The 22,777-nt window shown below is 70.4% G+C and carries 18 protein-coding genes; 12 read left to right on the forward strand and 6 right to left on the reverse strand.

The features are described from left to right. The first annotated feature begins 6 nt into the window (after positions 1-6). A complete protein-coding gene (locus tag ACIBK8_RS33770) occupies positions 7-306 on the forward strand; it encodes a hypothetical protein (RefSeq protein ID WP_399046286.1) in 300 nt (99 codons plus the stop codon). Between the two features lie 214 nt (positions 307-520). Here ACIBK8_RS33770 and ACIBK8_RS33775 read toward each other — a convergent pair whose 3' ends face one another. The 3 genes from ACIBK8_RS33775 to ACIBK8_RS33785 all read right to left on the reverse strand — a co-directional run bounded on the left by ACIBK8_RS33775 (position 521) and on the right by ACIBK8_RS33785 (position 4,832). Then, positions 521-1,882, reverse strand: a complete 1,362-nt coding sequence (locus ACIBK8_RS33775) for an SUKH-4 family immunity protein (protein ID WP_399046288.1) — start codon at positions 1,880-1,882, stop codon at positions 521-523. Continuing rightward, the gene (locus ACIBK8_RS33780; protein ID WP_399046289.1) at positions 1,879-4,008 is read right to left on the reverse strand and encodes an ATP-binding protein; all 2,130 of its coding nucleotides are present in this window, start codon (positions 4,006-4,008) and stop codon (positions 1,879-1,881) included. The genes ACIBK8_RS33775 and ACIBK8_RS33780 overlap by 4 nt, the downstream gene beginning before the upstream one ends. A gap of 416 nt (positions 4,009-4,424) precedes the next feature. After that, positions 4,425-4,832, reverse strand: coding sequence for a hypothetical protein (locus tag ACIBK8_RS33785; protein ID WP_399046291.1), 408 nt, complete (start codon positions 4,830-4,832; stop codon positions 4,425-4,427). Positions 4,833-5,067: 235 nt separating this feature from the next. On the opposite strand from ACIBK8_RS33785, the gene ACIBK8_RS33790 reads away from it, so the two are divergent. Together ACIBK8_RS33790 and ACIBK8_RS33795 are read left to right on the forward strand one after the other, a co-directional pair. Beyond that, the gene (locus ACIBK8_RS33790) at positions 5,068-5,376 is read left to right on the forward strand and encodes a hypothetical protein (RefSeq protein WP_399046292.1); all 309 of its coding nucleotides are present in this window, start codon (positions 5,068-5,070) and stop codon (positions 5,374-5,376) included. After that, positions 5,373-6,176, forward strand: coding sequence for a WXG100 family type VII secretion target (locus ACIBK8_RS33795; RefSeq protein ID WP_399046294.1), 804 nt, complete (start codon positions 5,373-5,375; stop codon positions 6,174-6,176). The genes ACIBK8_RS33790 and ACIBK8_RS33795 overlap by 4 nt, the downstream gene beginning before the upstream one ends. A gap of 143 nt (positions 6,177-6,319) precedes the next feature. Here the strand turns inward: ACIBK8_RS33795 and eccCa are convergent, their stop codons facing one another. Continuing rightward, on the reverse strand, positions 6,320-10,276 hold the full coding sequence (eccCa, locus tag ACIBK8_RS33800; protein ID WP_399046295.1) for a type VII secretion protein EccCa: 3,957 nt from the start codon (positions 10,274-10,276) through the stop codon (positions 6,320-6,322). Positions 10,277-10,553: 277 nt separating this feature from the next. On the opposite strand from eccCa, the gene eccD reads away from it, so the two are divergent. The 6 genes from eccD (at position 10,554) to ACIBK8_RS33830 (ending at position 17,598) form a co-directional block, all read left to right on the forward strand. Continuing rightward, entirely contained in the window at positions 10,554-12,020 is a 1,467-nt protein-coding gene (gene eccD / locus ACIBK8_RS33805; protein WP_399046296.1) for a type VII secretion integral membrane protein EccD, read from the forward strand. Positions 12,021-12,173: 153 nt separating this feature from the next. Then, entirely contained in the window at positions 12,174-12,461 is a 288-nt protein-coding gene (gene rpsO, locus ACIBK8_RS33810) for a 30S ribosomal protein S15 (protein ID WP_030991941.1), read from the forward strand. 293 nt (positions 12,462-12,754) lie between these two features. Then, complete coding sequence (locus ACIBK8_RS33815) at positions 12,755-14,974, forward strand: polyribonucleotide nucleotidyltransferase (protein WP_393687738.1); 2,220 nt, start codon at positions 12,755-12,757, stop codon at positions 14,972-14,974. Then, a complete protein-coding gene (locus ACIBK8_RS33820) occupies positions 14,971-16,350 on the forward strand; it encodes a M16 family metallopeptidase (RefSeq protein ID WP_399046298.1) in 1,380 nt (459 codons plus the stop codon). Before ACIBK8_RS33815 ends, ACIBK8_RS33820 begins: the two co-directional genes overlap by 4 nt. 37 nt (positions 16,351-16,387) lie before the next feature. Further along, positions 16,388-17,140 (forward strand): 4-hydroxy-tetrahydrodipicolinate reductase, encoded by a 753-nt coding sequence (gene dapB, locus ACIBK8_RS33825; protein WP_399046300.1) that lies wholly within the window; start codon positions 16,388-16,390, stop codon positions 17,138-17,140. A 5-nt stretch (positions 17,141-17,145) separates the two neighbouring features. Continuing rightward, a complete protein-coding gene (locus ACIBK8_RS33830; RefSeq protein ID WP_399046301.1) occupies positions 17,146-17,598 on the forward strand; it encodes a hypothetical protein in 453 nt (150 codons plus the stop codon). Positions 17,599-17,682: 84 nt separating this feature from the next. Here ACIBK8_RS33830 and ACIBK8_RS33835 read toward each other — a convergent pair whose 3' ends face one another. Continuing rightward, positions 17,683-18,240, reverse strand: a complete 558-nt coding sequence (locus tag ACIBK8_RS33835; RefSeq protein WP_399046302.1) for a hypothetical protein — start codon at positions 18,238-18,240, stop codon at positions 17,683-17,685. A 102-nt stretch (positions 18,241-18,342) separates the two neighbouring features. Beyond that, positions 18,343-18,582 (reverse strand): hypothetical protein, encoded by a 240-nt coding sequence (locus ACIBK8_RS33840; protein WP_399046303.1) that lies wholly within the window; start codon positions 18,580-18,582, stop codon positions 18,343-18,345. Between the two features lie 240 nt (positions 18,583-18,822). Between ACIBK8_RS33840 and thyX the strand changes: the two genes are divergently transcribed. The 3 genes from thyX (at position 18,823) to ACIBK8_RS33855 (ending at position 22,486) form a co-directional block, all read left to right on the forward strand. Further along, positions 18,823-19,590: an FAD-dependent thymidylate synthase gene (thyX, locus tag ACIBK8_RS33845; RefSeq protein ID WP_399046305.1), complete on the forward strand. Its 768-nt coding sequence runs from the start codon at positions 18,823-18,825 to the stop codon at positions 19,588-19,590. A gap of 197 nt (positions 19,591-19,787) precedes the next feature. Further along, positions 19,788-20,687 carry a 4-hydroxy-tetrahydrodipicolinate synthase gene (gene dapA / locus ACIBK8_RS33850; RefSeq protein WP_227047812.1) on the forward strand — a complete coding sequence of 300 codons (900 nt, stop codon included), beginning with the start codon at positions 19,788-19,790 and terminating at the stop codon, positions 20,685-20,687. Between the two features lie 113 nt (positions 20,688-20,800). After that, a complete protein-coding gene (locus ACIBK8_RS33855) occupies positions 20,801-22,486 on the forward strand; it encodes a ribonuclease J (protein WP_393687725.1) in 1,686 nt (561 codons plus the stop codon). The last annotated feature ends 291 nt before the right edge of the window (positions 22,487-22,777 follow it).

Genomic DNA, 22,777 nt, shown 5'->3' on the forward strand with positions numbered 1-22,777 from the left:
CGGCTCATGGACGCAGCCGGTAGTGAAGAGTCAATCGCCGAGGATGTCGGGGGTTTGACGCCCCGTCAGGCGCGGCGGATACGCATCATCCTGGCCTCGGTGGTGATGGCCGCGATGGCCGCGGTGCTGGTGGTGCGCCTGGCCAGCCGGACGTCGGTGCTGGTGGTCGGGGTGTACGGGGCGGCGCTTGTGCTCTGTGGCGTGGTGATCGAACTGAGCCGGCACGGGCGTACCCGGCTGGGCACCTGGCTGCTCGGCGTCGGCCTGGTGGCGGCGCTGGCGGCGGACTGGTTGCTGCTGCCCTGAGAGGGGGAGGGGCGGGCGGTATGGGCGGGTAGTGAGGGGCAGTTGAGGCGCCGCGCCTGCCGGTGGGCCCCCGTGAAGCTCTGAGGTCTGTCCTCGTGAAGCCATGAAACCCGGCCTCTTCGCCGCGCCCCGGGCAGCCCCCGCCCGCCCCGCCAATCCCCTCTCGCTCAGCGCCCCCAACCCTCCCAGCCCTCAGCCCCTCAACCCCAGCCGCTCAGAACAGCCCGTGCCACATCTGCTCGACGATGAGGGACCACCAGTTGCCCTCGTCGTCCAGGGACCAGGAATCGATGGCCACCAGGTCACGTTGGAAGGCGGCGACCGCGGCGCCGGCCGCGTACGGGTCCATGCCGCGCATCCGGGTGCGGGTGGCCGTCAGCAGGGCGAGCGAGCGGAGATAGGCGGACAGGGTGCGGTTGACGAACCTGCCGCCGCCCGATGAGGGCTGGACCGCCCAGACGGTGCCGATCAGACCCTGGTTCTCGGCGGGCGCCGTGCACTGGACCGTGACGGCGTAGCCGCCGTCGGTGCCGATCCTGACGTGACCCGCGAGGGTCTCCAGCGTGCCGCTCCCGGCCTCGGTGCCGGTCTCCCGGAGGTGGGTGGCTGCGTCCGTGAACAGGCCGCCGGCCGGGGGGGTGTCCGCGCGGTCGGCGGTGAAGAAGTACGGCACGGTGGCGGGGAGTCCGGCCCAGGTCAGCGTGGCCTTCGCGGGCTCGGGCAACGGGGTCGCCGCCAGGTCGTCGGCGTCCGGACGCAGTACGCCCTGCTCGCCGAAGAGTTCCGTCAGCTGCCTGCCGAGCGCCACGTCGCGCACCGGCTCCGCCGCCGGGACCTCCCGCGGCACCGGCACCCGGTGTGGCCGCGGCGGCGCCTGCCGGCCCGCCATCCGGTGCATCATCTCGACGTGCCGCACCAGCCCCGCGACACCCTCGGCACGCTCTTCGGGCCGCATGCCGTAGCCCTCGGTGCAGGAGAACCGGGCGTTCGGGAAGGCGCGGAAGACGAAGTCGCCCGGGTAGCCGCCGGGCAGCAGCGCGGGCCGCAGGTCGGTGTGCACGGCCCGGACGCTCTCGCCTGCCACGCCCATCTGCCGCAGTTCGTCGGCGAGTTGGTATTCGGCGGGCGGCAGGCCGGGGGCCGAGACGCGGACCAGGTTGGTCTCCGCGCCGGTGGCCGGATCGTCGAAGGTGGCGACCGCGGTGTTGCCGGGGCCGGTGACCGGCGGCTGCTCGGTGGCCGGCTGTCCGGGCGCCGGCTGCTCGGTGGCCGCACCCGCATCGCCGCCGTCAGCGCCGTGCTTGCGCCGGTACATCCGTACGACCTCGTCGACCGGTACCGACGGCCACACCGTCAGCTCGCCGGACGCGCGGTCGACGACGCCGCAGGCGGTGCCGATCTCCGCGGGCGGGCGGCGGGCGCCGGTCTCCGGGTCCACCTCCGGGGGCGGCGGGACGGCCCACACCACCCAGCCGAGGTCGAACTCCTGGAGGGCGACTTCGCGCGGCGGGCCTTGTGCCCCCTCGGGGTTGAGCCAGCGGTCGGCGGTCGCGTGCGCCTGCTCCTGGGTGATCACGAGTGGTCTCCTTCGAGGCCGGGAGAAGCGGGAACGTCTGCGGGGCCGGCGGCCTGGGCCGGCACGGTGGGACGGGCGGGCTGCGCCGTGACGATCTGCCGGGCGGTGACGCCGCGGTGGGTGGCGACGACCAGGATGCCGTCCGGTGAGAGGTCGGCGCCGGTGATCGGGGTGTCGGAGATCAGCGCGGCCACCACCTCGCGGTCCGTCCGGGACCAGACGCGCAGGTAGTCGGCGCTGCGGCTGAGTCCGTGGCGGCCCGCCGCGCGCTCCTCGTCCGAAGGGCTCACGACCTGCGCCGGGTCGGTGTCGAGGTAAGCGGCCGTCGCCAGCTCGTGCACCAGGAGGGCCGTGGTGTCGCCGCCGGGCACCGGGCGGGAACCCGGCGTGCCCGCGGGGACGACGACGAGCGCCACCGGGAGGGCAGGGGCCGCGCCGCCGTCGCCGGACGGGCCGTCGGGACCGTCCGCGGTTCCCGGTGCGGCGGCCGGGGCCAGCGTGCCGAGGGTGACCCCCGTGGCGCCGGTCAGCGGCAGGCTCCACAGGGTGCGCCACGGCAGATCGAGCCCGAGCCCGTGCAGTGCCTGCGCGTACGGCAGCAGCCCGTCCTCGACGAAGGCGGACTCCAGGAACGCCGCGCGCATCGAGACCGGCGCCTCGGAGCGGGTGAGCAGGGGAGCGGTACGCAGATACGTACGGGCCGGAGCGCCGAGGGCCTCCAGGGGGACGGCCTCCACGGCGGCGCGCAGGGTCACCGGGTCGGCGTGCGCGAACAGGCCGGGGTCGGTGAGGAGTTGGGGCAGCAGACCGGCGTCGAGGGTGTGTCCGGCGATGTGGTCACGGATGTACGGATCGGCCTTCGACCAGTCCTGGTCGGGGACCGCTTCCAGCAGGGCCATGGCGATCCGGGTCTGCGCGCCGCGCGGGTCCGGCAGCCCGGCGCGGACCTCCGCGGCGAGTGCGGGGTGCGCGAGGCGGATGAGGGGGCGGGGGGCGGGGGTGCCGTCGGTGCCGTCGTCGGCCGGGGCTCCGCCGTTCGTTCCGTCGCTCGTCCCGTCGTCGTCCGGGGCATCCGGCAGTTGGACGAAGGGCGCGGCCAGCAGCATGCCATCGGCGATGGCCTGGCTCAGGTCCTGTTCGGCGACGGCGTTCGCCAGCGGGCCCCACAGCTGGACGGGCAGCCCGTCGCCCTCGGCGAAGGCCAGCGGCGCCAGCATCAGCCGCAGCGTCTGCGGGTCGGCGCCCAGCCGGGCGGCGTGCAGGTCGAGTACCTGGCCGAGGGTGCCGGGCAGCCGCTCGGTGTCCGCCGGGTCGAACCCCTCGGGCTGCATCAGCAGGGACTGCACCGCGAGTTGCACGGTCAGACGGTTGCCCCCGGCGCGCGCTGCCAGCGCGGCGGCCAGCGTCCCGCGCAGCTCAGGGTCGGTGGTGAAGGGGAGTTCGGGGGCGCCGGCGGCCGTGTCGAGTGCGGTCTCGGCGTGCAGGACAAGACCTTCGGGGTCGGCCCACTCCGGTGCGTCGAGGTCGATGATCTGCGCCTGGCCGCCCGGCAGCGACGCGGCCAGCTCGGCGGCCGACTCGCGCTCCACGACGGCCAGCAGCTGGACGGTCGGGGTGGCGGCCAGTGGCTTGAGCACGTCCTGGAGGAGGCGGGCCGGTTCGTTCGCGGCCCGCACCGGACCTGCGGTGGCGATGTCCGGCACCACGATCGTCACCTGCTCTTCACGGGCGGCGAGTTCGGTGAAGATGTCCTCGGTCCGCGTGGCCCGGAGGCCGAAATGATCGGCGAGGGTCCACAGCAGCTGTGCCGAGGTGAGCCGCTCGGGGTCCGGCACGGCGGGCGCCGGCAGGTCGGGCGGTACGGTCGCCGGATCCAGGTCGTCGAGCGGCAGCTGCTTGCGGTACTCCGGGTCGCACAGCATCAGGAATCCGGTCAGCAGCCGGCCTCGCCCGCTGCCCGGATCACCGGTCAGCGCGATGACGCGCGGCGCCCCGGGCCAGCTCATGCGCCAGGCGGCGAGTGCGCGCAGCGCGGCGGTGCGACCGCCGATGAACGGATGCGGTGCATAGCCGCCCGCCGTGGCGATTCCCTCGTCCGAGGCGCTCATGACTTCCTCGTCCCCCATCAATCCCGCCCTCCACCGTCGTGCATTCCAGCGTCTCCGGCGATCCTATGATCCGGGTCGCGATCTTGGAGCCCTCGGGGCCCGGCTGTTCCGGAACCGGGACATCGGGGATGGAGCGGATGCCCGGAGCGCGACGCGAGCCGCTATCGGCGTCCCGCTATCGCCGTCCCGGAGAACGGGAAGAACCCGGGGAACGGGGACAACCCCGGGAACGGGGACAACCCGGAGATCCGCGTATCCGATGGGCCGGGGAATGGAGAAGAGGCGGCGCGGATTCGGGAAAGGGAAGCCGGGCGAAGGGGAGAGCGCGGAGAAAAGGGGCCGATTCTGTGGAGATCCGTGGCGCCGGGACCGCCGGGCCGCCGTATTGCGGCTCGGGCCCGGTGCGTCGGCCGGACCCGTTCCGTGGCCGCCGGTCAGCGCCGGTGGCTGCTGCCGCCCCTGCCGTGCCGCGGGGTGGTGACGATGTTGCCCGAGGGGCCGTCGCGCTCGGCGCGCTCCTTGTCCTCCTGCTCCTCCTGCTTCTTCTGCCACGTCGCGAACTGCTCGCGCGAGGACTCCCGCTCGGCCTGGGTCTGGTTCTCGGCCGCCCGCCGCATCTCGCCGATGCGGTCGCCCAGCGCATCCATGTAGGTCGGCGTCGCGATGGCGTCCTTCATGCCGATCCGCCCGGAGAGCACTTCCTTGGCCATCTCCTGGAGCTTGCCGCCCACATTGGGGTTGTCCGCCAGGGTCTTCAGCGCCTTGCGCAGCCGGTGCGCCTGCTCCGGATCCTGGGCGACGTCCATCAGGTCCTCGTCCTGGATCTGCCGCTCGTTGTTCATGTTGCCCCCTAGAACGTGTGGCACAGCAACCGCGTGTGCGGCACCGGCGTCACGAGTCTAATGACGGGTATGAACAGGACGTCAAGGCGGGGTTGTCGCTATTCCCTGCTATTGATCCGCATTCCTTCCGCACCTCGTGGTCCGGCTGCTTCGCACGGGAGTTGAGGCCATTGCGGGTGTGCTAGACCTGTGCCGATGTCCGGCAGGTCGCTGCCATTCAATTCGGGGAGAAAAGATGTCCGATGAAGTCCGGGTCGGTACCGAGGAGCTGCACAAGCTCGGTTCGATCTTTGAGAAATACGCGGACGATCTGGCACGGCAGTTGACGGCATTCCGCCGGACGTCGGATGCCGGGGCATTGCACGACGGCTTCGGCGACCCGGAGGCGGCCCGTCCGCACGTGGAGCTGTACGAGCAGGCCGAGCGCGCCCTGGGCCAGCTGCAGCAGCGGCTGGCCGAGGTCGGCGTCGGCGTCAAGCGGAGCGCCGCGTCGACGCAGACGGTCGAGGAAGAGCTGGCCGAGATGATCCGGGGTGTCCAGTGACCCGGCGGCGCAATCCGGAGGCCCTGCACGAAGCGGCGGCGGGCTGGCGGGACATGGGCGCCCACCTCGACGGTCTGGTCAGGGAGCTCGACCGGCACGTCGGCAGCGCGGCAGCCGCCGACTGGCACGGCCCGGCGGGCGAGGCGTTCGCCGCGGACTGGCACCGGCTGAAGCGGTCGGTGGACGAATCGCTGCCGGTCTTCACGCTGGCCGCCGCCGACCTGGAGACCGCCGCGGCGGCGCCGTCCACCGGCACCCCGCAGGACGGCGCCCCGCACGACGACGCCCAAGCCGCACCGCCGGTGGACAACTCCGGTGGCGCGCAGTCGTCCGGCCGTGACATGGCCTACGGGTTCATGGCGCTCGGCCAGCTCGCCAACTCCCTGGGCGGGGCGTTCGGCAAGCGCGGCGGTGGCGGCGGGCAGGGCCAACGGCCGCCCACGAAGGGCGAATGGGCCACATCGACCGCGCCGACGGGGCCCGATCCGTTCGGACCCGGCGCCGCCACCGAGCGGCGGCCGAGCGGCGGCACGGGCATCGCCAAGGGCGTACGGACCGGCGAGGAGACGGCCTCGGCCGAAGCCAGGGGCCCGGAGAACGGGCTCGAACGACAGCCCGCCACCGGAGACGGCGAGACCGGTGACGGAAAGACCGGCGACGGGCGTGCCGACGACGGCAAGGCCCGCGGCGACGGCGAGACCGGTGACGGAAGGGCAGGCGACGGCAAGCCCGAAGCCCCCGCACCGGCGGCCGACGGCCGGCCCGCACCCGACGTCGGCAGGCACGGCGCCTTCGGCTGACGGCCGGGCCCGCGCACCGCAGCCACGCGCCACAACGGCGGGCCACCCACCGCAACCGCGGGCCACCCACCACAACGGCGGTGGGGCGCCCCTCTTCAAGAGGGACGCCCCACCGCCGTTGTCCGTACCGAACTGCCGCCGCGTCAGCGGCTGTTGGCCGGCAGCCAGCCCGTCTGGACCAGCTGCGCACCGCGCTTGCGCGTGACGAAGGTGCCTCGTCCCGGCGTCAGGCTCTGGCCCTTGATGTTGCCCATCAGCGGGCCCTCACCTGGATCGGCGGACAGGATCAGACCCTGCGCGCCCAGCTCCTTGGTGCGCTGCATGACCGGCTCGAACGAGGACCGCCCTGCGCCCGACGAGCTGCGCGCCAGGATCAGGCGCAGACCGAGGTCACGGGCGAACGGCAGGTACTCCAGGAGCGGCTGCAGCGGGTTGCCGCTGCTCGTCGCCACCAGGTCGTAGTCGTCCACGATCACGAACGCGTCCGGCAGGTCGTACCAGCTGCGGTTGCGCAGCTGCTCGGGCGTGACGTCCGGGCCCGGCATGCGGCGGCCCAGCGAACCGGCGAGACCGGTGATGACCTCCTGCAACTGCGGCCCCGCTGCGCAGTACTTGTACAGGTGGCTCTCCGGCACCTCGCCGAGCAGCGCGCGGCGGTAGTCGGAGACCACCATCAGTGCCTTGTCCGACGGGTACCGCTCGGCGATCTGCTTGGTCAGCAGGCGCAGCAGCGACGACTTGCCGGACTCGCTCTCGCCGTAGATGACCAGGAGCGGGTCGGTCTCGAAGTCGATGAAGGCCGGCGAGAGCGTGGTCTCGTCGACGCCGATGGCGATGCCGTGCTCCGGGAAGTCGCTGCCCTTGGGCAGCTCGTTCGCGTACAGCATCGTCGGCAGCATCCGCACCTTCGGGGCGGGCTCGCCCGTCCAGTGCTCCTTGACCGTCTGCACCAGATTCGCCATGCCGTCGCTGAGCGTCTCCGGGTCGCTGTCGTTGTCGAGGCGCGGCAGCGCGGCGAGGTAGTCCAGCTTCTCCGGGGACAGACCGCGGCCCGGCTTGCCCATCGGGACGTTCTCCGCGCGCTTGCGGTCGAACTCCGACTCCATCGGGTCACCCAGGCGCAGCTCGACGCGGTTGAGGAGCTGGTCGCGCAGCGCGGGACGGACCTCGGTGTAGCGCGAGCCGCCGATGATGAGGTGGATACCGAATCCGAGACCCCGTCCGGCGATGTCCAGGATCACCGGGTCGAGCTGCTCGTAGTCGGTCTTGAACGTCGCCCATCCGTCGATGATGAGGAAGACGTCGCCCCACTTCTGGTCGGGGAAGGCGCCCGCGTTCCGCCGCTGGCGGTAGGTCGCGATGGAGTCGATGTTGTTCTGCCGGAAGAACTCCTCACGCTCGTTGAGGATGCCGACGACCTCGGCGACCGTACGGCGGACCTTCTCCGCGTCCAGACGCGAGGCGACGCCGCCGATGTGCGGCAGGTCCTCCATGGCGAGCATGCCGCCGCCACCGAAGTCCAGGCAGTAGAACTGCACCTCGACCGGGGTGTGGGTGAGCGCGAACGCCGCGATGGCGGACCGGATCAGCGTGGACTTGCCGGACTGCGGACCACCGACGACCAGGCCGTGACCCGCACCGGCGGAGAAGTCCAGGTACATCACGTCACGCCGCTGCTCGAACGGCTTGTCCACCAGCGCGACCGGCACGACGAGCTTGCCGAGCGCCGTGTACTCCGGCGCGTGCACGCCCCGTTCGGGTGTGGTGGCCAGCGCGGGCAGCAGCTGGTTGACCGTCGGCGACTCCTCCAGCGGGGGCAGCCACACCTGGTGGGCCGGCGGGCCCTGGCCCTGCATCCGCTGCACGATGACGTCCAGCACGGTGTCGGCCAGCGCGTCGTCCTGCTGCGGGGCCTCCGGCTCCACCGGAGTCGGGTCCTCGATGATCTGCTCGACGACCGGGGCCGCCGTGAACGGCACCGGCAGCCGGTTCGTCCGGCTGCCACCGCCGCCACCGCCGGCCCCCGGGCCGTGGTAGGCACCCGACACGTACGCGGCCTTGAACTGCACCATCGTCTCGGTGTCGTACTTGAGGATGCCGGAGCCCGGCACGTTCGGCAGGTGGTACGCGTCCGGCACACCGATCGCGGTACGCGACTCGGCAGCGGAGAAGGTGCGCAGACCCAGGCGGTAGGACAGGAAGGTGTCCAGGCCGCGCAGCTTGCCCTCTTCCAGACGCTGCGAGGCGAGCAGCATGTGCACACCCATCGAACGGCCGATCCGGCCGATCTGGATGAACATCTCGATGAAGTCGGGCTTGGCGGTCAGCAGCTCGGAGAACTCGTCGAGCACCATCACCAGCGAGGGCAGCGGGTCCAGCGGGGCGCCCGCGGCACGCGCCTTCTCGTAGTCGGTGATGTTGGCGTAGTTGCCCGCCGAGCGCAGCAGCTCCTGGCGGCGCTGGAGTTCACCGGTGATCGAGTCGCGCATGCGGTCGATCAGGCTGACGTCCTCACCGAGGTTGGTGATGACCGCGGCGACGTGCGGCATCTCCGACATACCGGTGAAGGTGGCGCCACCCTTGAAGTCCGCGAGGATGAAGTTCAGCGTCTCGGACGAGTGGGTGACCGCCAGGGCCAGCACCAGGGTGCGCAGCACCTCGGACTTACCCGAACCGGTCGCACCGACACACAGGCCGTGCGGGCCCATGCCCTCCTGCGACGCCTCCTTGATGTCGAGCATGACGGGCTGGCCGTCCTTGTCGACACCGATCGGCACCCGCAGGCGCTCGTGCAGCGTCCGCGGGCGCCACGTGCGCTGCACGTCGACGGAACCGGCGTCGCCGATGTTCATCAGGTCGGTGAAGTCCAGGTTGGACAGCAGCGGTTCCTCGCCGTCCGCGCCCGAACCGGCCCGCAGCGGGGCGAGCTGGCGGGCCAGCGCCTCCGCCTCGGGGATCGACAGGGTGTCGCAGATCCCCTGGTAGACCGCGCCGCTCGCCGACTCCAGCACCAGCTTGTCCGGCCACACCTGGACCGCGAGACCACCGCGGATCTCGTCCAGATCGCCCGGCACGACCTCGATGATGGTGACGCCCTGAAGCCCCTCGGCGCCGGCGATGACCGAGTCCATCGGTACGTCACCGGCGTCCAGCACGATCACCACGTGCGGGGTGTCGGTCACCGGAGTGCCCTGCGGGTTGAAGCGCCCGCGGCCGTCCAGCTCGTCGGCCAGCATCTCCTCGATCTCGCCGAGGTCGCCGACGACCAGACGGCGGCTGCCCGCACCGTCGGTGGTCTTGTCCTGGACGTGCGGCAGCCACTTCGTCCACTCCCACTCCGCCTGCGCGCCCGGCGAGGCGACGACCGCCACCACCAGGTCCTCGGGGGAGTGCAGCGTGCACAGCTGGGCGACCATCGCGCGGGAACTGGCGTAGACCGTGTCCGGGTCGCCGGAGACGGTCAGGTGGTAGAAGGCGCGCAGCGAGACCGCGAGCGGCAGGTTCTCCAAGTGCCCGTGCTTGTCGAGGAATTCCTTCATCGCGTGCGCGGTCAGCGGCTCCAGCTCGTCGACCGGCGCGGTCTCCGGAGCCTTCAGCGGGGTGGCCAGCTGCTGCGGACCGAGTCCGAGGCGTACCTGCGCGAAGTCCGGGTCGCTCGCCCGGCGTTCCCAGACGCGCTTTCCCTCCGCCACCACGGACCACAGCTGACCCGGATCGGGGTGCGTGAAAAGCTGTGCGTCACGCTGTTTGCGTGCGGTACGCCGTACCTCTTTCCGTTTCTGCGCGAGGTACTTGAGGTAATCCTGGCGTTCCTGCAGCATTTGCCCGGAGGGCCCCTGCCTGGCTTTGACGATCTGTACGATCGCCATGGCCAGAGTGGAAACCACCATGACGCCACCCATGATCTTCATGAACGGCTGGCCGCCCATGAATAGGAAAGCGGCGGAAGACCCCATGCCCATCATGGGCATGAACATCATCAGGATGTTCTCCTGTTCCCCTTCCCGGGGAAGTTCAGGAGGCGCCTCCAGCGTCACCTCCTCACCGGCGACTTCAGGTGGCAGCGCGCGGGGCGGGCGCTTGACGATGACAACGCTCACCGAGGCATCAGTCCTTCATGCATCTCGCAGTCTCGGACCGCCCCCGTTGGATTCGACGGTCCCCCGAGCCAAGTCCTTGGCCCGACGCAGGCGTTGATCCTACTGTTAAGCGTCAAGTTTCGGGGTGGGTGGGGCAAGCCCCGAATCGGACGGTACGCTGACGCACCGCGAGCGTGCCGCGACGCCGTGAAAACGGGCTCGAAAGCGTCTCCGTATATGCCTCCATATATACGCCACGCCCGCGACAAACCGCCCAACGGATAGGGGGAACCGCCAGGTGAGCACGACCACAGGCACCGGCTTCTGCCGGGTCACAGTCGCCGCGCCGGACGCACGGATCGATGTGGCACTGCCCGAGGACGTCGCACTCGTCGACATCTATCCGGAGATCCTGCGACTCTCCGGCCAGTCCCAGGCGGAGGGCGCCCCGACCGGCTACCACCTCGTACGCCGCGACGGCACGGTACTTGACGCCGGTCAGTCGCTCGCGCAGCAGCAGATCCTGGACGGCGACCTCCTCCTGCTGAAGCCGTTCGCCGAGTCGCTGCCGCTGCCGGTCTTCGACGACGTGTCCGACGCCGTCGCCTCCGCGGTCAAGCAGAACCGCAACCGCTGGAGCGACGACCTCATGCACTACGTCGGCCTCACCGCCGGCGTGCTGCTGCTCGTCATGATGGCCTTCGCGCTCTGGTTCTCGAACCCGGTCGACCGCGACATGCACCGCCTGCCCGGCATCATCGCCGGTGTCGTCGGCATCGTCCTGGTCGCCGTATCCGGCGTCCGCGCCCGGGTCTACGACGACCACGGTTCCTCCATCGCGCTGGGCCTCGCCTCGCTGCCGCACCTGCTGCTCGCCGGCTCCGGCATCTTCCCCGTCGAAGCGGGATCAGGACCCGGCCGGCTGCACCTCCTCGTCGGCTGCGTGACCGTACTGATCGCCTCCGTCCTGCTGGTGGTGCTGCTGCCGCGCGGCGACGCCCCCTTCGTGGCCGCGGCCTTCCTGTCGGCCATCGGCACCCTCGCCGTCTTCGCCGCGATCCTCACCGACGCCGCCCCCATAGAGGTCGCCGCGGTCACCGCCGCCGTCTCCATCGCCCTGGTCGCCTGGCTCCCCGGACTCTCCGCACGCTTCGCCCGGCTGCCCATCGGCTACAAGTCGCCCGACCAGATCGCCAAGGGCTCCTACGAGGGCGAGCGCCCCGAGAACGAGTCGGTCGACTTCGTCAAGATCGGCAACCAGGCCCGCCGCGGCCACGAACTGCTGCTCGGCCTCGTCGCCGGCTGCTCCGCCCTGGTCGTCGGCTCGGCCGGAGTGGTCCTCGGCTTCTCCGACAACAGCTGGGCCCAGCTGATGGCGCTGGCCGCGGGCATCACGATCATGCTCCGCGCCCGGCTCTTCGACTACACCGCGCAGGTCGCCTGCCTGACCATCGCCGGCATCCTCACCGTCGTGCTGCTCGTCCTGGGTGTCGCGCTGCACCCGCCGGTCGACGCCCTCGTCGAGCTGGCCCGCTTCGGTGACTCGGGCCCGCTGAACGTCCGCACCGTCTGGTTCTCCAGCAGCATCGCGGCCGGCGCCGCCCTGCTCGTCGGTGTGGGCCTGATCGTCCCGCGCAAGGGCGTCACCCCCTTCTGGGGCCGGATCTTCGACATCTTCGACGGCCTGGTCCTGCTGTCCCTGGTGCCGCTGTGCCTGGCGGTGCTCGACATCTACGCGACGGTGCGCGGCCTCACCGGAAACTAGCGGCCCGCACCCCTGCCGACGGCCCCCCGGTCACCCGATCGGGGGGCCGTCGCCAGCTGGTACGCTGTGTGACGGTCCTGTCGAGTCATCAAGATTCCCTGTGAAGCAAATCCAGGGACGCTCACGGGCCGTACACACACCGAGGAGTACCGCGTGTCGCTCGACGCCGCTACGAAGAAGCAGATCATGACCGAGTTCGCCACCAAGGAAGGTGACACCGGTTCCCCCGAGGTCCAGGTGGCGATGCTTTCCCGCCGCATCTCGGACCTGACCGAGCACCTCAAGACCCACAAGCACGACCACCACTCCCGCCGTGGTCTGCTGCTGCTGGTCGGCCAGCGCCGCCGCCTGCTGCAGTACCTGGCGAAGAAGGACATCACGCGCTTCCGTGCGCTGGTCGAGCGCCTCGGCATCCGCCGCGGCGCGGCGGGCGCCAAGTAAGACGCCGTGAAGGGAGCGGTTCCCACCGGGGGGCCGCTCCCTTTGCCGTATGCACCGGACAGTGACGTCACCGCGAGGTCGACGGAAGCTTTGTAGTCTGGTTTCACAACGCAAAAGCGAACGAGGTGGAGCGCCCCCTGGCCGCCGGTCCTCGGTAGTGGCCCCCGGATGCCCACGGGAAACCGTGCGACAGCATTCCGGGAGCTTCGATCGAAGACCGGCCCGCACCGGCGCTCCGCCGACGAAGGTCCCCTGCCACACGGGCAGCGGACGCTGACGAGGAGATTTTCTTGGTGGAGAACGAGACCCACTACGCCGAAGCCGTCATCGACAACGGCTCCTTCGGCACCCGCACCATCCGCTTCGAGACGGGCCGCCTGGCCAAGCAGGCCGCCGGCTCCGCCGTCGCGTACCTGGACGACGACACCATGGTGCTGTCGGCCACGTCCGCTTCGAAGAAGCCCAAGGACCAGCTCGACTTCTTCCCCCTCACGGTGGACGTCGAGGAGCGGATGTACGCAGCCGGCAAGATCCCCGGCTCCTTCTTCCGTCGTGAGGGCCGGCCCTCCGAGGACGCGATCCTCACCTGCCGCCTGATCGACCGGCCGCTGCGCCCCTCCTTCAAGAAGGGCCTGCGCAACGAGATCCAGATCGTCGAGACGATCATGGCGCTCAACCCCGATCACCTCTACGACGTGGTCGCCATCAACGCCGCCTCCTGCTCCACGCAGCTGGCCGGCCTGCCCTTCTCCGGCCCGATCGGCGGCACCCGTGTCGCGCTGATCAACGGCCAGTGGGTCGCCTTCCCGACCCACACCGAGCTGGAGAACGCCGTCTTCGACATGGTCGTGGCCGGCCGCGTCCTCCCGGACGGCGACGTCGCGATCATGATGGTCGAGGCCGAGGCGACCGAGAAGACCATCCAGCTGGTCAAGGACGGCGCCGAGGCCCCGACCGAAGAGGTCGTCGCCGCCGGTCTGGAAGCCGCCAAGCCCTTCATCAAGGTGCTGTGCAAGGCCCAGTCGGACCTCGCCGCCAAGGCTGCCAAGCCCACCGGTGAGTTCCCGGTCTTCCTCGACTACCAGGACGACGTCCTGGAGGCGCTGACCGCCGCCGTCAAGGGTGAGCTCGCCAAGGCGCTCACCATCGCCGGCAAGCAGGAGCGCGAAGCCGAGCTTGACCGCATCAAGGAGATCGCCGCCGACAAGCTGCTCCCGCAGTTCGAAGGCCGCGAGAAGGAGATCTCCGGTGCCTACCGCGCGCTGACCAAGAAGCTGGTCCGCGAGCGCGTCATCAAGGACAAGGTCCGCATCGACGGCCGTGGCGTCACGGACATCCGTACGCTCGCCGCCGAGGTCGAGGCGATCCCGCGGGTGCACGGCTCGGCGCTGTTCGAGCGTGGCGAGACCCAGATCCTCGGTGTCACCACCCTCAACATGCTCCGCATGGAGCAGCAGCTGGACACCCTTTCCCCGGTGACCCGCAAGCGCTACATGCACAACTACAACTTCCCGCCGTACTCCGTCGGTGAGACCGGCCGCGTGGGCTCGCCCAAGCGCCGCGAGATCGGCCACGGCGCGCTCGCCGAGCGCGCCATCGTGCCGGTGCTGCCGACCCGCGAGGAGTTCCCCTACGCGATCCGCCAGGTCTCCGAGGCGCTGGGCTCCAACGGCTCGACGTCCATGGGCTCGGTCTGCGCCTCCACCATGTCGCTGCTGAACGCCGGTGTGCCCCTCAAGGCCCCGGTCGCCGGTATCGCCATGGGCCTGATCTCCCAGGAGATCGACGGCCAGACCCACTACGTCGCCCTCACCGACATCCTCGGTGCGGAGGACGCCTTCGGCGACATGGACTTCAAGGTCGCCGGCACCAAGCAGTTCGTGACCGCGCTCCAGCTCGACACCAAGCTCGACGGCATCCCCGCCTCGGTCCTGGCCGCCGCGCTGAAGCAGGCCCGTGACGCGCGTCTGCACATCCTGGACGTCATGAACGAGGCCATCGACGTCCCGGACGAGATGTCCCCGAACGCCCCGCGGATCATCACCGTCAAGATCCCGGTGGACAAGATCGGTGAGGTCATCGGCCCCAAGGGCAAGATGATCAACCAGATCCAGGAGGACACCGGCGCCGACATCACGATCGAGGACGACGGCACCATCTACATCGGTGCCGCCGACGGCCCGGCCGCCGAGGCCGCCCGCGCCACGATCAACGGCATCGCCAACCCGACCATGCCGGAGGTCGGCGAGCGCTACCTGGGCACCGTCGTGAAGACGACGACCTTCGGTGCGTTCGTGTCCCTGCTCCCGGGCAAGGACGGCCTGCTGCACATCTCGCAGATCCGCAAGCTCGCCGGTGGCAAGCGCGTGGAGAACGTCGAGGACGTGCTCGCGGTCGGCGCCAAGGTGCAGGTCGAGATCGCCGAGATCGACCAGCGCGGCAAGCTCTCCCTGATCCCCGTGATCGAGGGCGAGGACGGCGACGCCGACAAGAAGGACGACGCCGACAAGTGACGTCCCGTACGCACACGACGACGGCCCGCACCTCTTCGGAGGGGCGGGCCGTCGCCCGTACCCAAACCCTCCTCAAGGGCGAGAACGGCGCCGGCACGGTCCGCAGGACGACCCTGCCGGGCGGCCTGCGCGTCGTCACCGAGACCCTGCCCACCGTCCGCTCGGTCAGCTTCGGCATCTGGGCCCACGTCGGCTCCCGCGACGAGACCCCGGCCCTCAACGGCGCCACCCACTACCTTGAACACCTGCTCTTCAAGGGCACCGAGCGGCGCAGCGCGCTGGACATATCCGCCGCGATCGACGCCGTCGGCGGCGAGATGAACGCCTTCACCGCGAAGGAATACACCTGCTACTACGCGCGGGTCCTCGACGCCGACCTGCCGCTCGCCATCGACGTGGTCTGCGACATGCTCACCGGCTCGCTGATCGAGCCCGATGACGTCGAAGCCGAGCGCGGGGTCATCCTCGAAGAGATCGCGATGACCGAGGACGACGCCGGCGACTGCGTGCACGACCTGTTCGCGCACACCATGCTCGGCGACACCCCGCTCGGCCGCCCGGTCCTGGGCACCGTCGACACCGTCAACGCCCTCACCCCGGCCCGCATCCGCCGCTTCTACAAGAAGCACTACGACCCCACGCACCTCGTCGTCACCGCCGCGGGCAACGTCGACCACGCCAAGGTCGTCCGCCTGGTCCGCCGCGCCTTCGAGAAGGCCGGCGCGCTCGGCGGCACGGACGCCGTCCCGAGCGTCCCCCGCGCCGGGGCACGCACCCTGCGGGCCGGTGGCCGCGTCGACCACCTCAACCGCAAGTCCGAGCAGGCCCACGTCATCCTCGGCGTGCCCGGCATGTCCCGGACCGACGACCGGCGTTGGGCGCTGGGAGTCCTGAACACCGCCCTGGGCGGCGGGATGAGTTCCCGCCTCTTCCAGGAGGTCCGCGAGAAGCGCGGCCTGGCCTACAGCGTGTACTCGTACACCTCGGGCTTCGCCGACTGCGGTCTTTTCGGCGTCTACGCGGGCTGCCGCCCCAACCAGGTGCAGGACGTCCTCAAGATCTGCCGCGACCAGCTCGACCAGGTGGCGGCCGACGGCCTCACCGACGACGAGATCCGCCGCGCGATCGGCCAGCTCCGGGGCTCCACCGTCCTCGGCCTGGAGGACTCCGGCGCCCTGATGCACCGCATCGGCAAGAGCGAGCTGTGCTGGGGCACGCAGCTGTCGGTCGATGACATGCTCGAACGGATAGCCGCGGTCACCCCCGACGACGTACGCGAGGTGGCCCGCGACGTACTGGGCCGACGTCCCTCGCTGTCCGTCATCGGCCCGCTGAAGGACCGGCAGGCGGACCGGCTGCACGAAGCCGTCGCATAGACACGCCCCGCCGCACCACACAGAGAGAGCTGACACGATGAGCAAGCTGCGCGTGGCCGTACTCGGCGCCAAGGGCCGCATCGGCTCCGAGGCCGTCAAAGCCGTCGAAGCCGCCGACGACATGGAACTGGTCGCCGCACTCGGCAGCGGGGACGAGCTGGAGACGCTGACCGAGGCCGGTGCCCAGGTCGCCGTCGAGCTGACCCACCCCGGCGCCGTCATGGGCAACCTCGACTTCTGCGTGCGCCACGGCATCCACGGCGTGGTCGGCACGACCGGCTGGACCGACGAACGCCTCGCGCAGCTGCGCACCTCGCTCGCCGCTTCCCCGGAGACCGGCGTGCTCATCGCGCCGAACTTCTCCATCGGCGCGGTGCTGACCATGACCTTCGCCCGACAGGCCGCCAGGTTCTTCGAGTCGGCCGAGGTCATCGAGCTGCACCACCCCAACAAGGCCGACGCACCGTCCGGCACGGCGACCCGCACCGCCCAGCTGATCGCCGCGGCCCGCGCGGAAGCCGGCTGCGCCGATCAGCCGGACGCCACCAGCACCGCGCTGGACGGCGCCCGCGGCGCGGACGTCGACGGCATCCCCGTCCACTCCGTACGGTTGCGCGGTCTGCTGGCGCACCAGGAGGTGCTGCTCGGCGGGGTGGGGGAGACCCTCACCATCCGCCACGACTCCCTGCACCACAGCAGCTTCATGCCGGGCATCCTGCTCGGTGTGCGGCGCGTGGTGTCCACCCCGGGCCTGACGGTGGGCCTGGAACACTTCCTCGATCTGGGCTGAGCGGCATGGGCGGAAAGATCACTTACTTCTTCCTCGCGGCCGTGCTGGTGCTGGTCTTCGGCGTGGTGGCGATGGAGGGCGTGCTGCTCCTGCTGACCGGTGAGCCGGCCGCCATGGGCATGGGCGCGGTGGCCTTCGTGCTGCCGGTCATCGGCGCCTGGTTCCTCTGGCACAACACCCGCTTCGCCCGCAGCGCCCACCGGCTCGCCCGCGAGATGGAGGCGGAGGCGGGCCCGGCCACCGAGGAGCCGCGACGCATCCCGGGCGGCCGGATCGACCGGGACGCGGCCGACGCGATCTTCGCCGAGCGGCAGGCCGAGACGGAGGACGCCCCGGGCGACTGGCGCGCCTGGTTCCGGCTGGCCGTCGCCTACCACGACGCCCGGGACACCCCGCGGGCCCGCAAGGCCATGCAGCGCGCCATCACGCTGCACGACAGCGCACCGGCGGACGCCTGAACCGGCGGCCCACCGGGACCTGAACGACGGCGCCGGCCGGGGAGCGGATCCCCGGCCGGCGCCGTCGTACCTGCGGAAGTCGCTCTAGGAGCGGTACTCCGCGGCCCACGCCTCCAGGACGTCGGCCGCCCGCTCGAAGGCTTCGGGACGGGACAGGAAGTCGCCGTTGTGGTCGGTGATCAGCACCCGCCGCCCGTCGCCCGGCCCGCGGTGGAGTACCAGGGCCTGTCCCTGCACCGTCCGCGGCAGCCCCAGCCAGCGCACCGGCTGCTGGACCGTCCGCAGCGACGTGACCGCGCTCCAGGGCTCCGTCGTCGTGCCGAGCAGACCGGCCTGCCGCAGACCGGCCGCGCTCACCCACACCCCCACGCGCAGCAACCGCAACGCGACCGCGATCACGAGCAGCGCCACGGCCCCGCAGACCACGGCGCCGACCGGCGAACCGGCCATCGCGATGATCATCGCGGAGAACAGGACGAACGAGGCGAGCAGCAGAAACACCGCCGCCGTCCCCACGCGCCACGGTCCCGGGCGGTAGGGACGGCGCCAGCGGTCGGGCTCGTCATGCGGCAGCGGCGTCGGGTCCGCCGTACGGTCGTCGACATCGAGGTCGCGGTCGGCCGTCAGAAAGGGCAGGGGCACGGCTGATCCTCACTCATGGGCACGCTGATGAAAGCTGTGACCGGTGAGGCTATCGGCAGCGCTCGGGCGGAACCACTCCGCGGCCCGCAACAGGCGGCGCGGTCAGCGGTGCGCGGCCTCGGAGTGATGCGTGCCGCTGCTGCCCGTACCGTCCTGCTGGAGGGCGGGCAGGCCGAACAGCAGCGAGCCTGCCAGGCCGCCCACGACGGTCAGAGTGATCAGGGATCGGCCGGCGAGCTGGGCGAAGGACGCGCGCTCGCGCGGTGGGGGAGTGACATTGCTGCGGAACCGGTCTGCCTCGGCAACGAAGGCGAACGGGACGGGCTCTCGCCGGCGGAACATGAGCGGCTCTCCTAGGAACCTCGAAGTGGGCGCTTTCACAGAGAGAGACGACTGTGGCGTCCGATTGGTGCCCGTTTCCAGCAACTTCTGTGAAAAATATCTACTGCCGTGCCCCGTCACGGCGCCGGACGTCCGCTCTGTGCGGTACGCGGCATCACGACGGATTTCCCGGCTCCCCCGGCTGTCAGTGGCGGGCCGTAGGCTGGGCGCCGCACGAGGATCGAACGGAAGGAACCGCCGGTGTCCCACACCCCCGCCGAGAGCACCCAGAGCCCTGAGAGTCCTGACGGCGCAGCCGCCGGCTTCCGGAGCGAGGTGACGGTAGAGCTGGTCAAGCACAGCGCGGCGGACAGCGACGTGCTGTGGGCGGCCCGCGTCTCCACGGCCGGCGAGCAGTCCCTCGAGGAGCTGAAGAAGGACCCGGAGCGCTCCAAGGGCCTGATCAACTACCTGATGCGGGACCGGCACGGCAGTCCCTTCGAGCACAACTCCATGACGTTCTTCATCAGCGCCCCGATCTTCGTGTTCCGCGAGTTCATGCGGCACCGCGTCGGCTGGTCGTACAACGAGGAGTCCGGCCGCTACCGTCAGCTGGAGCCGGTCTTCTACGTCCCCGGTGAGTCCCGCAAGCTGGTCCAGCAGGGCCGCCCCGGCAAGTACGAATTCGTCGACGGCACCGCCGCGCAGCACGAACTCACCAGCCGCGTCATGGAGGACAGCTACCGCCAGGCGTACGCCGCGTACCAGGAGATGCTCGCCGCCGGCGTCGCCCGCGAGGTCGCCCGCGCGGTCCTCCCGGTCGGCCTGTTCTCCTCCATGTACGCGACCTGCAACGCCCGTTCCCTGATGCACTTCCTGGGCCTGCGCACGCAGCACGAGCAGGCGGCCGTGCCGTCCTTCCCGCAGCGCGAGATCGAGATGGTCGGCGAGCAGATGGAGGCCCACTGGGCCGAGCTCATGCCGCTCACGTACGGCGCATTCAACGCCAACGGCCGCGTCGCGCCGTAAAGCCCAGGCGGGCGGCGGTGCGCGGCACCGCCAGGGACGTACGTGCGAAGTGTCCGTATTGCAGCATTTTGCGAAGTTCATCTACGCTGAAGAAACGGACCCGGCACTGCTTGAACCCCCGAGCAGGCAGTGCCGGAGTCCACATCCCTGCTCCCCGGAGACACATCGAGCGGTGAGCTACGAGTAGCGTGGACCCTATGGCTCCGACTTCCACACCGCAGACCCCCTTCGGGCGGGTGCTGACCGCCATGATCACGCCGTTCACGGCGGATGGCGCCCTCGACCTCGACGGCGCGCAGCGGCTCGCCGCCCATCTGGTGGACGCCGGCAACGACGGACTCGTCGTCAACGGCACCACCGGAGAGTCCCCGACCACAGGCGATGCGGAGAAAGCCCAGCTCGTCCGCGCCGTGGTCGATGCGGTCGGAGACCGCGCCTTTGTCGTCGCCGGAGCCGGCACCAACGACACCCGCCACAGCGTCGAACTGGCCCGCGCGGCCCAGGACGCCGGCGCCCACGGCCTGCTCGCGGTGACGCCGTACTACAGCAAGCCGCCCCAGGAAGGGCTCCTGAGGCACTTCACGGCCATCGCCGACGCCACCGAGCTGCCCGTCATGCTCTACGACATCCCCGGCCGCAGCGGCGTCCCGATCAACACCGAGACCATCGTCCGGCTCGCCGAGCACCCGCGGATCGTCGCGAACAAGGACGCCAAGGGCGACCTCGGACGCGCCAGTTGGGCCATCGCCCGCTCCGGCCTGGCCTGGTACAGCGGCGACGACATGCTCAACCTCCCGCTGCTCTCGGTCGGTGCTGTCGGCTTCGTCTCGGTCGTCGGCCACGTCGTCACCCCCGAGCTGCGCGCCCTGCTGGACGCCCATCTCGCCGGCGACGTCAGCAAGGCCACCGAGATCCACCAGAAGCTGCTGCCGGTCTTCACCGGGATGTTCCGTACACAGGGCGTCATCACCACCAAGGCGGCACTCGGCCTCCAGGGCCTGCCCGCGGGCCCGCTGCGCCTGCCGCTGGTGGACCTGGCCCCCGAAGAGACCGAGCAGCTCACGCGCGATCTCGCCGCAGGCGGGGTACAGCTCTAGGCACAGACTTCACAACTGAACACGGCCAAACAACCGCCACACAGCAAGTGCACGAATGTCATGCGCGCCACGTGCCTCGACGGCAGCGTGGCGCGCGTGGTGAGGAGAGTCTTTTGAGTCATCCGCATCCCGAGCTCGGCGCTCCGCCGAAGCTCCCCAAGGGCGGCCTGCGCGTCACCCCCCTCGGCGGCCTGGGTGAAATCGGCCGCAACATGACGGTCTTCGAGTACGGCGGCCGGCTGTTGATCGTCGACTGCGGAGTGCTCTTCCCCGAGGAGGAGCAGCCCGGAATCGACCTGATCCTGCCGGACTTCACGTCCATCAGGGACCGGCTCGACGACATCGACGGCATCGTGCTCACGCACGGCCACGAAGACCACATCGGCGGCGTCCCCTATCTCCTGCGCGAGAAGCCGGACATCCCGCTCATCGGCTCCAAGCTGACCCTCGCCCTGATCGAGGCCAAGCTCCAGGAGCACCGGATCCGCCCCTACACCCTTGAGGTGAAGGAAGGCCACACCGAGCGGATCGGTTCCTTCGACTGCGAGTTCGTCGCGGTCAACCACTCCATCCCGGACGCGCTGGCCGTCGCCATCCGCACCCCCGCGGGCATGGTGGTGCACACCGGCGACTTCAAGATGGACCAGCTGCCGCTGGACCGCCGGCTCACCGACCTGCCGGCCTTCGCGCGGCTCGGCGAGGAAGGCATCGACCTTCTCCTCACCGACTCGACCAACGCCGAGGTCCCCGGCTTCGTGCCGCCCGAGCGGGACATCTCCAACGTCCTGCGCACGGTCTTCGCGAACGCCCAGAAGCGCATCATCGTGGCCAGCTTCGCCAGCCACGTGCACCGCATCCAGCAGATCCTCGACGCGGCACACGAGTACGGCCGCCGCGTCGCGTTCGTCGGCCGCTCGATGGTCCGCAACATGGGCATCGCCCGTGAACTCGGCTACCTCAAGGTGCCCGCCGGCCTGGTCGTCGACGTCAAGACCCTCGACGACCTGCCCGACGACGAGGTCGTGCTGGTCTGCACGGGATCCCAGGGCGAGCCGATGGCGGCCCTCTCCCGGATGGCGAACCGTGATCACCAGATCCGGATCGTCCCGGGCGACACGGTCATCCTGGCCTCGTCCCTCATCCCGGGCAACGAGAACGCGGTCTACCGCGTGATCAACGGCCTGACCCGCTGGGGCGCCGACGTCGTCCACAAGGGCAACGCCAAGGTCCACGTCTCGGGCCACGCATCGGCCGGCGAGCTGCTGTACTTCTACAACATCTGCAAGCCGAAGAACCTCATGCCGGTGCACGGCGAATGGCGCCACTTGCGGGCCAACGCCGAACTGGGTGCGCTGACCGGCGTACCGAAGGACCGGATCGTGATCGCCGAGGACGGCGTCGTGGTCGACCTGGTCAAGGGTGTCGCCAAGATCGTGGGCAAGGTCCAGGCGGGCTACGTCTACGTCGACGGCCTGTCGGTCGGCGACGTCACCGAGACCCACCTCAAGGACCGCCGCATCCTGGGCGACGAAGGCATCATCTCGGTCTTCGTGGTCGTGGACAGCACCACCGGCAAGATCGTCGGAGGCCCGCATCTGCAGGCCCGCGGCTCCGGTATCGACGACGCGGCCTTCTCGGCCGTGATCCCGAAGATCGACGAGGCCCTGGCCAAGTCGGCCCAGGACGGCGTCGTCGAGCCCCACCAGCTCCAGCAGCTGATCCGCCGCTCGGTCGGCAAGTGGGTGTCGGACAACTACCGTCGGCGCCCGATGATCCTTCCCGTGGTCGTCGAGGTCTGACGCACGGAGCCTCAGGCACTGCGCACCTGGAGCGGGGCGCCCGGATTTGCATCCGGGCGCCCCGCTCCAGTAGGTTTACATCTCCGCCTGAACGGGAAGCACCGCACGCTTGCGCGTACGGAGAAGCCTCACCAACGGGCGGAATTCCGGCCCAGAGAAATCTGATAAAGTCGGATCAGCCGAAAGGCAAAACCCTTCCGACGGGGAATCGGAAACGAATTCGGACCGGCAACGGCGAGAATCGGATCTGATAGAGTCGGAAAGGCCGGAAAGCGAAAGCCGGAAGGTCAA

This window comes from Streptomyces sp. NPDC050161 (assembly GCF_044460025.1).
GTDB lineage: Bacteria > Actinomycetota > Actinomycetes > Streptomycetales > Streptomycetaceae > Streptomyces.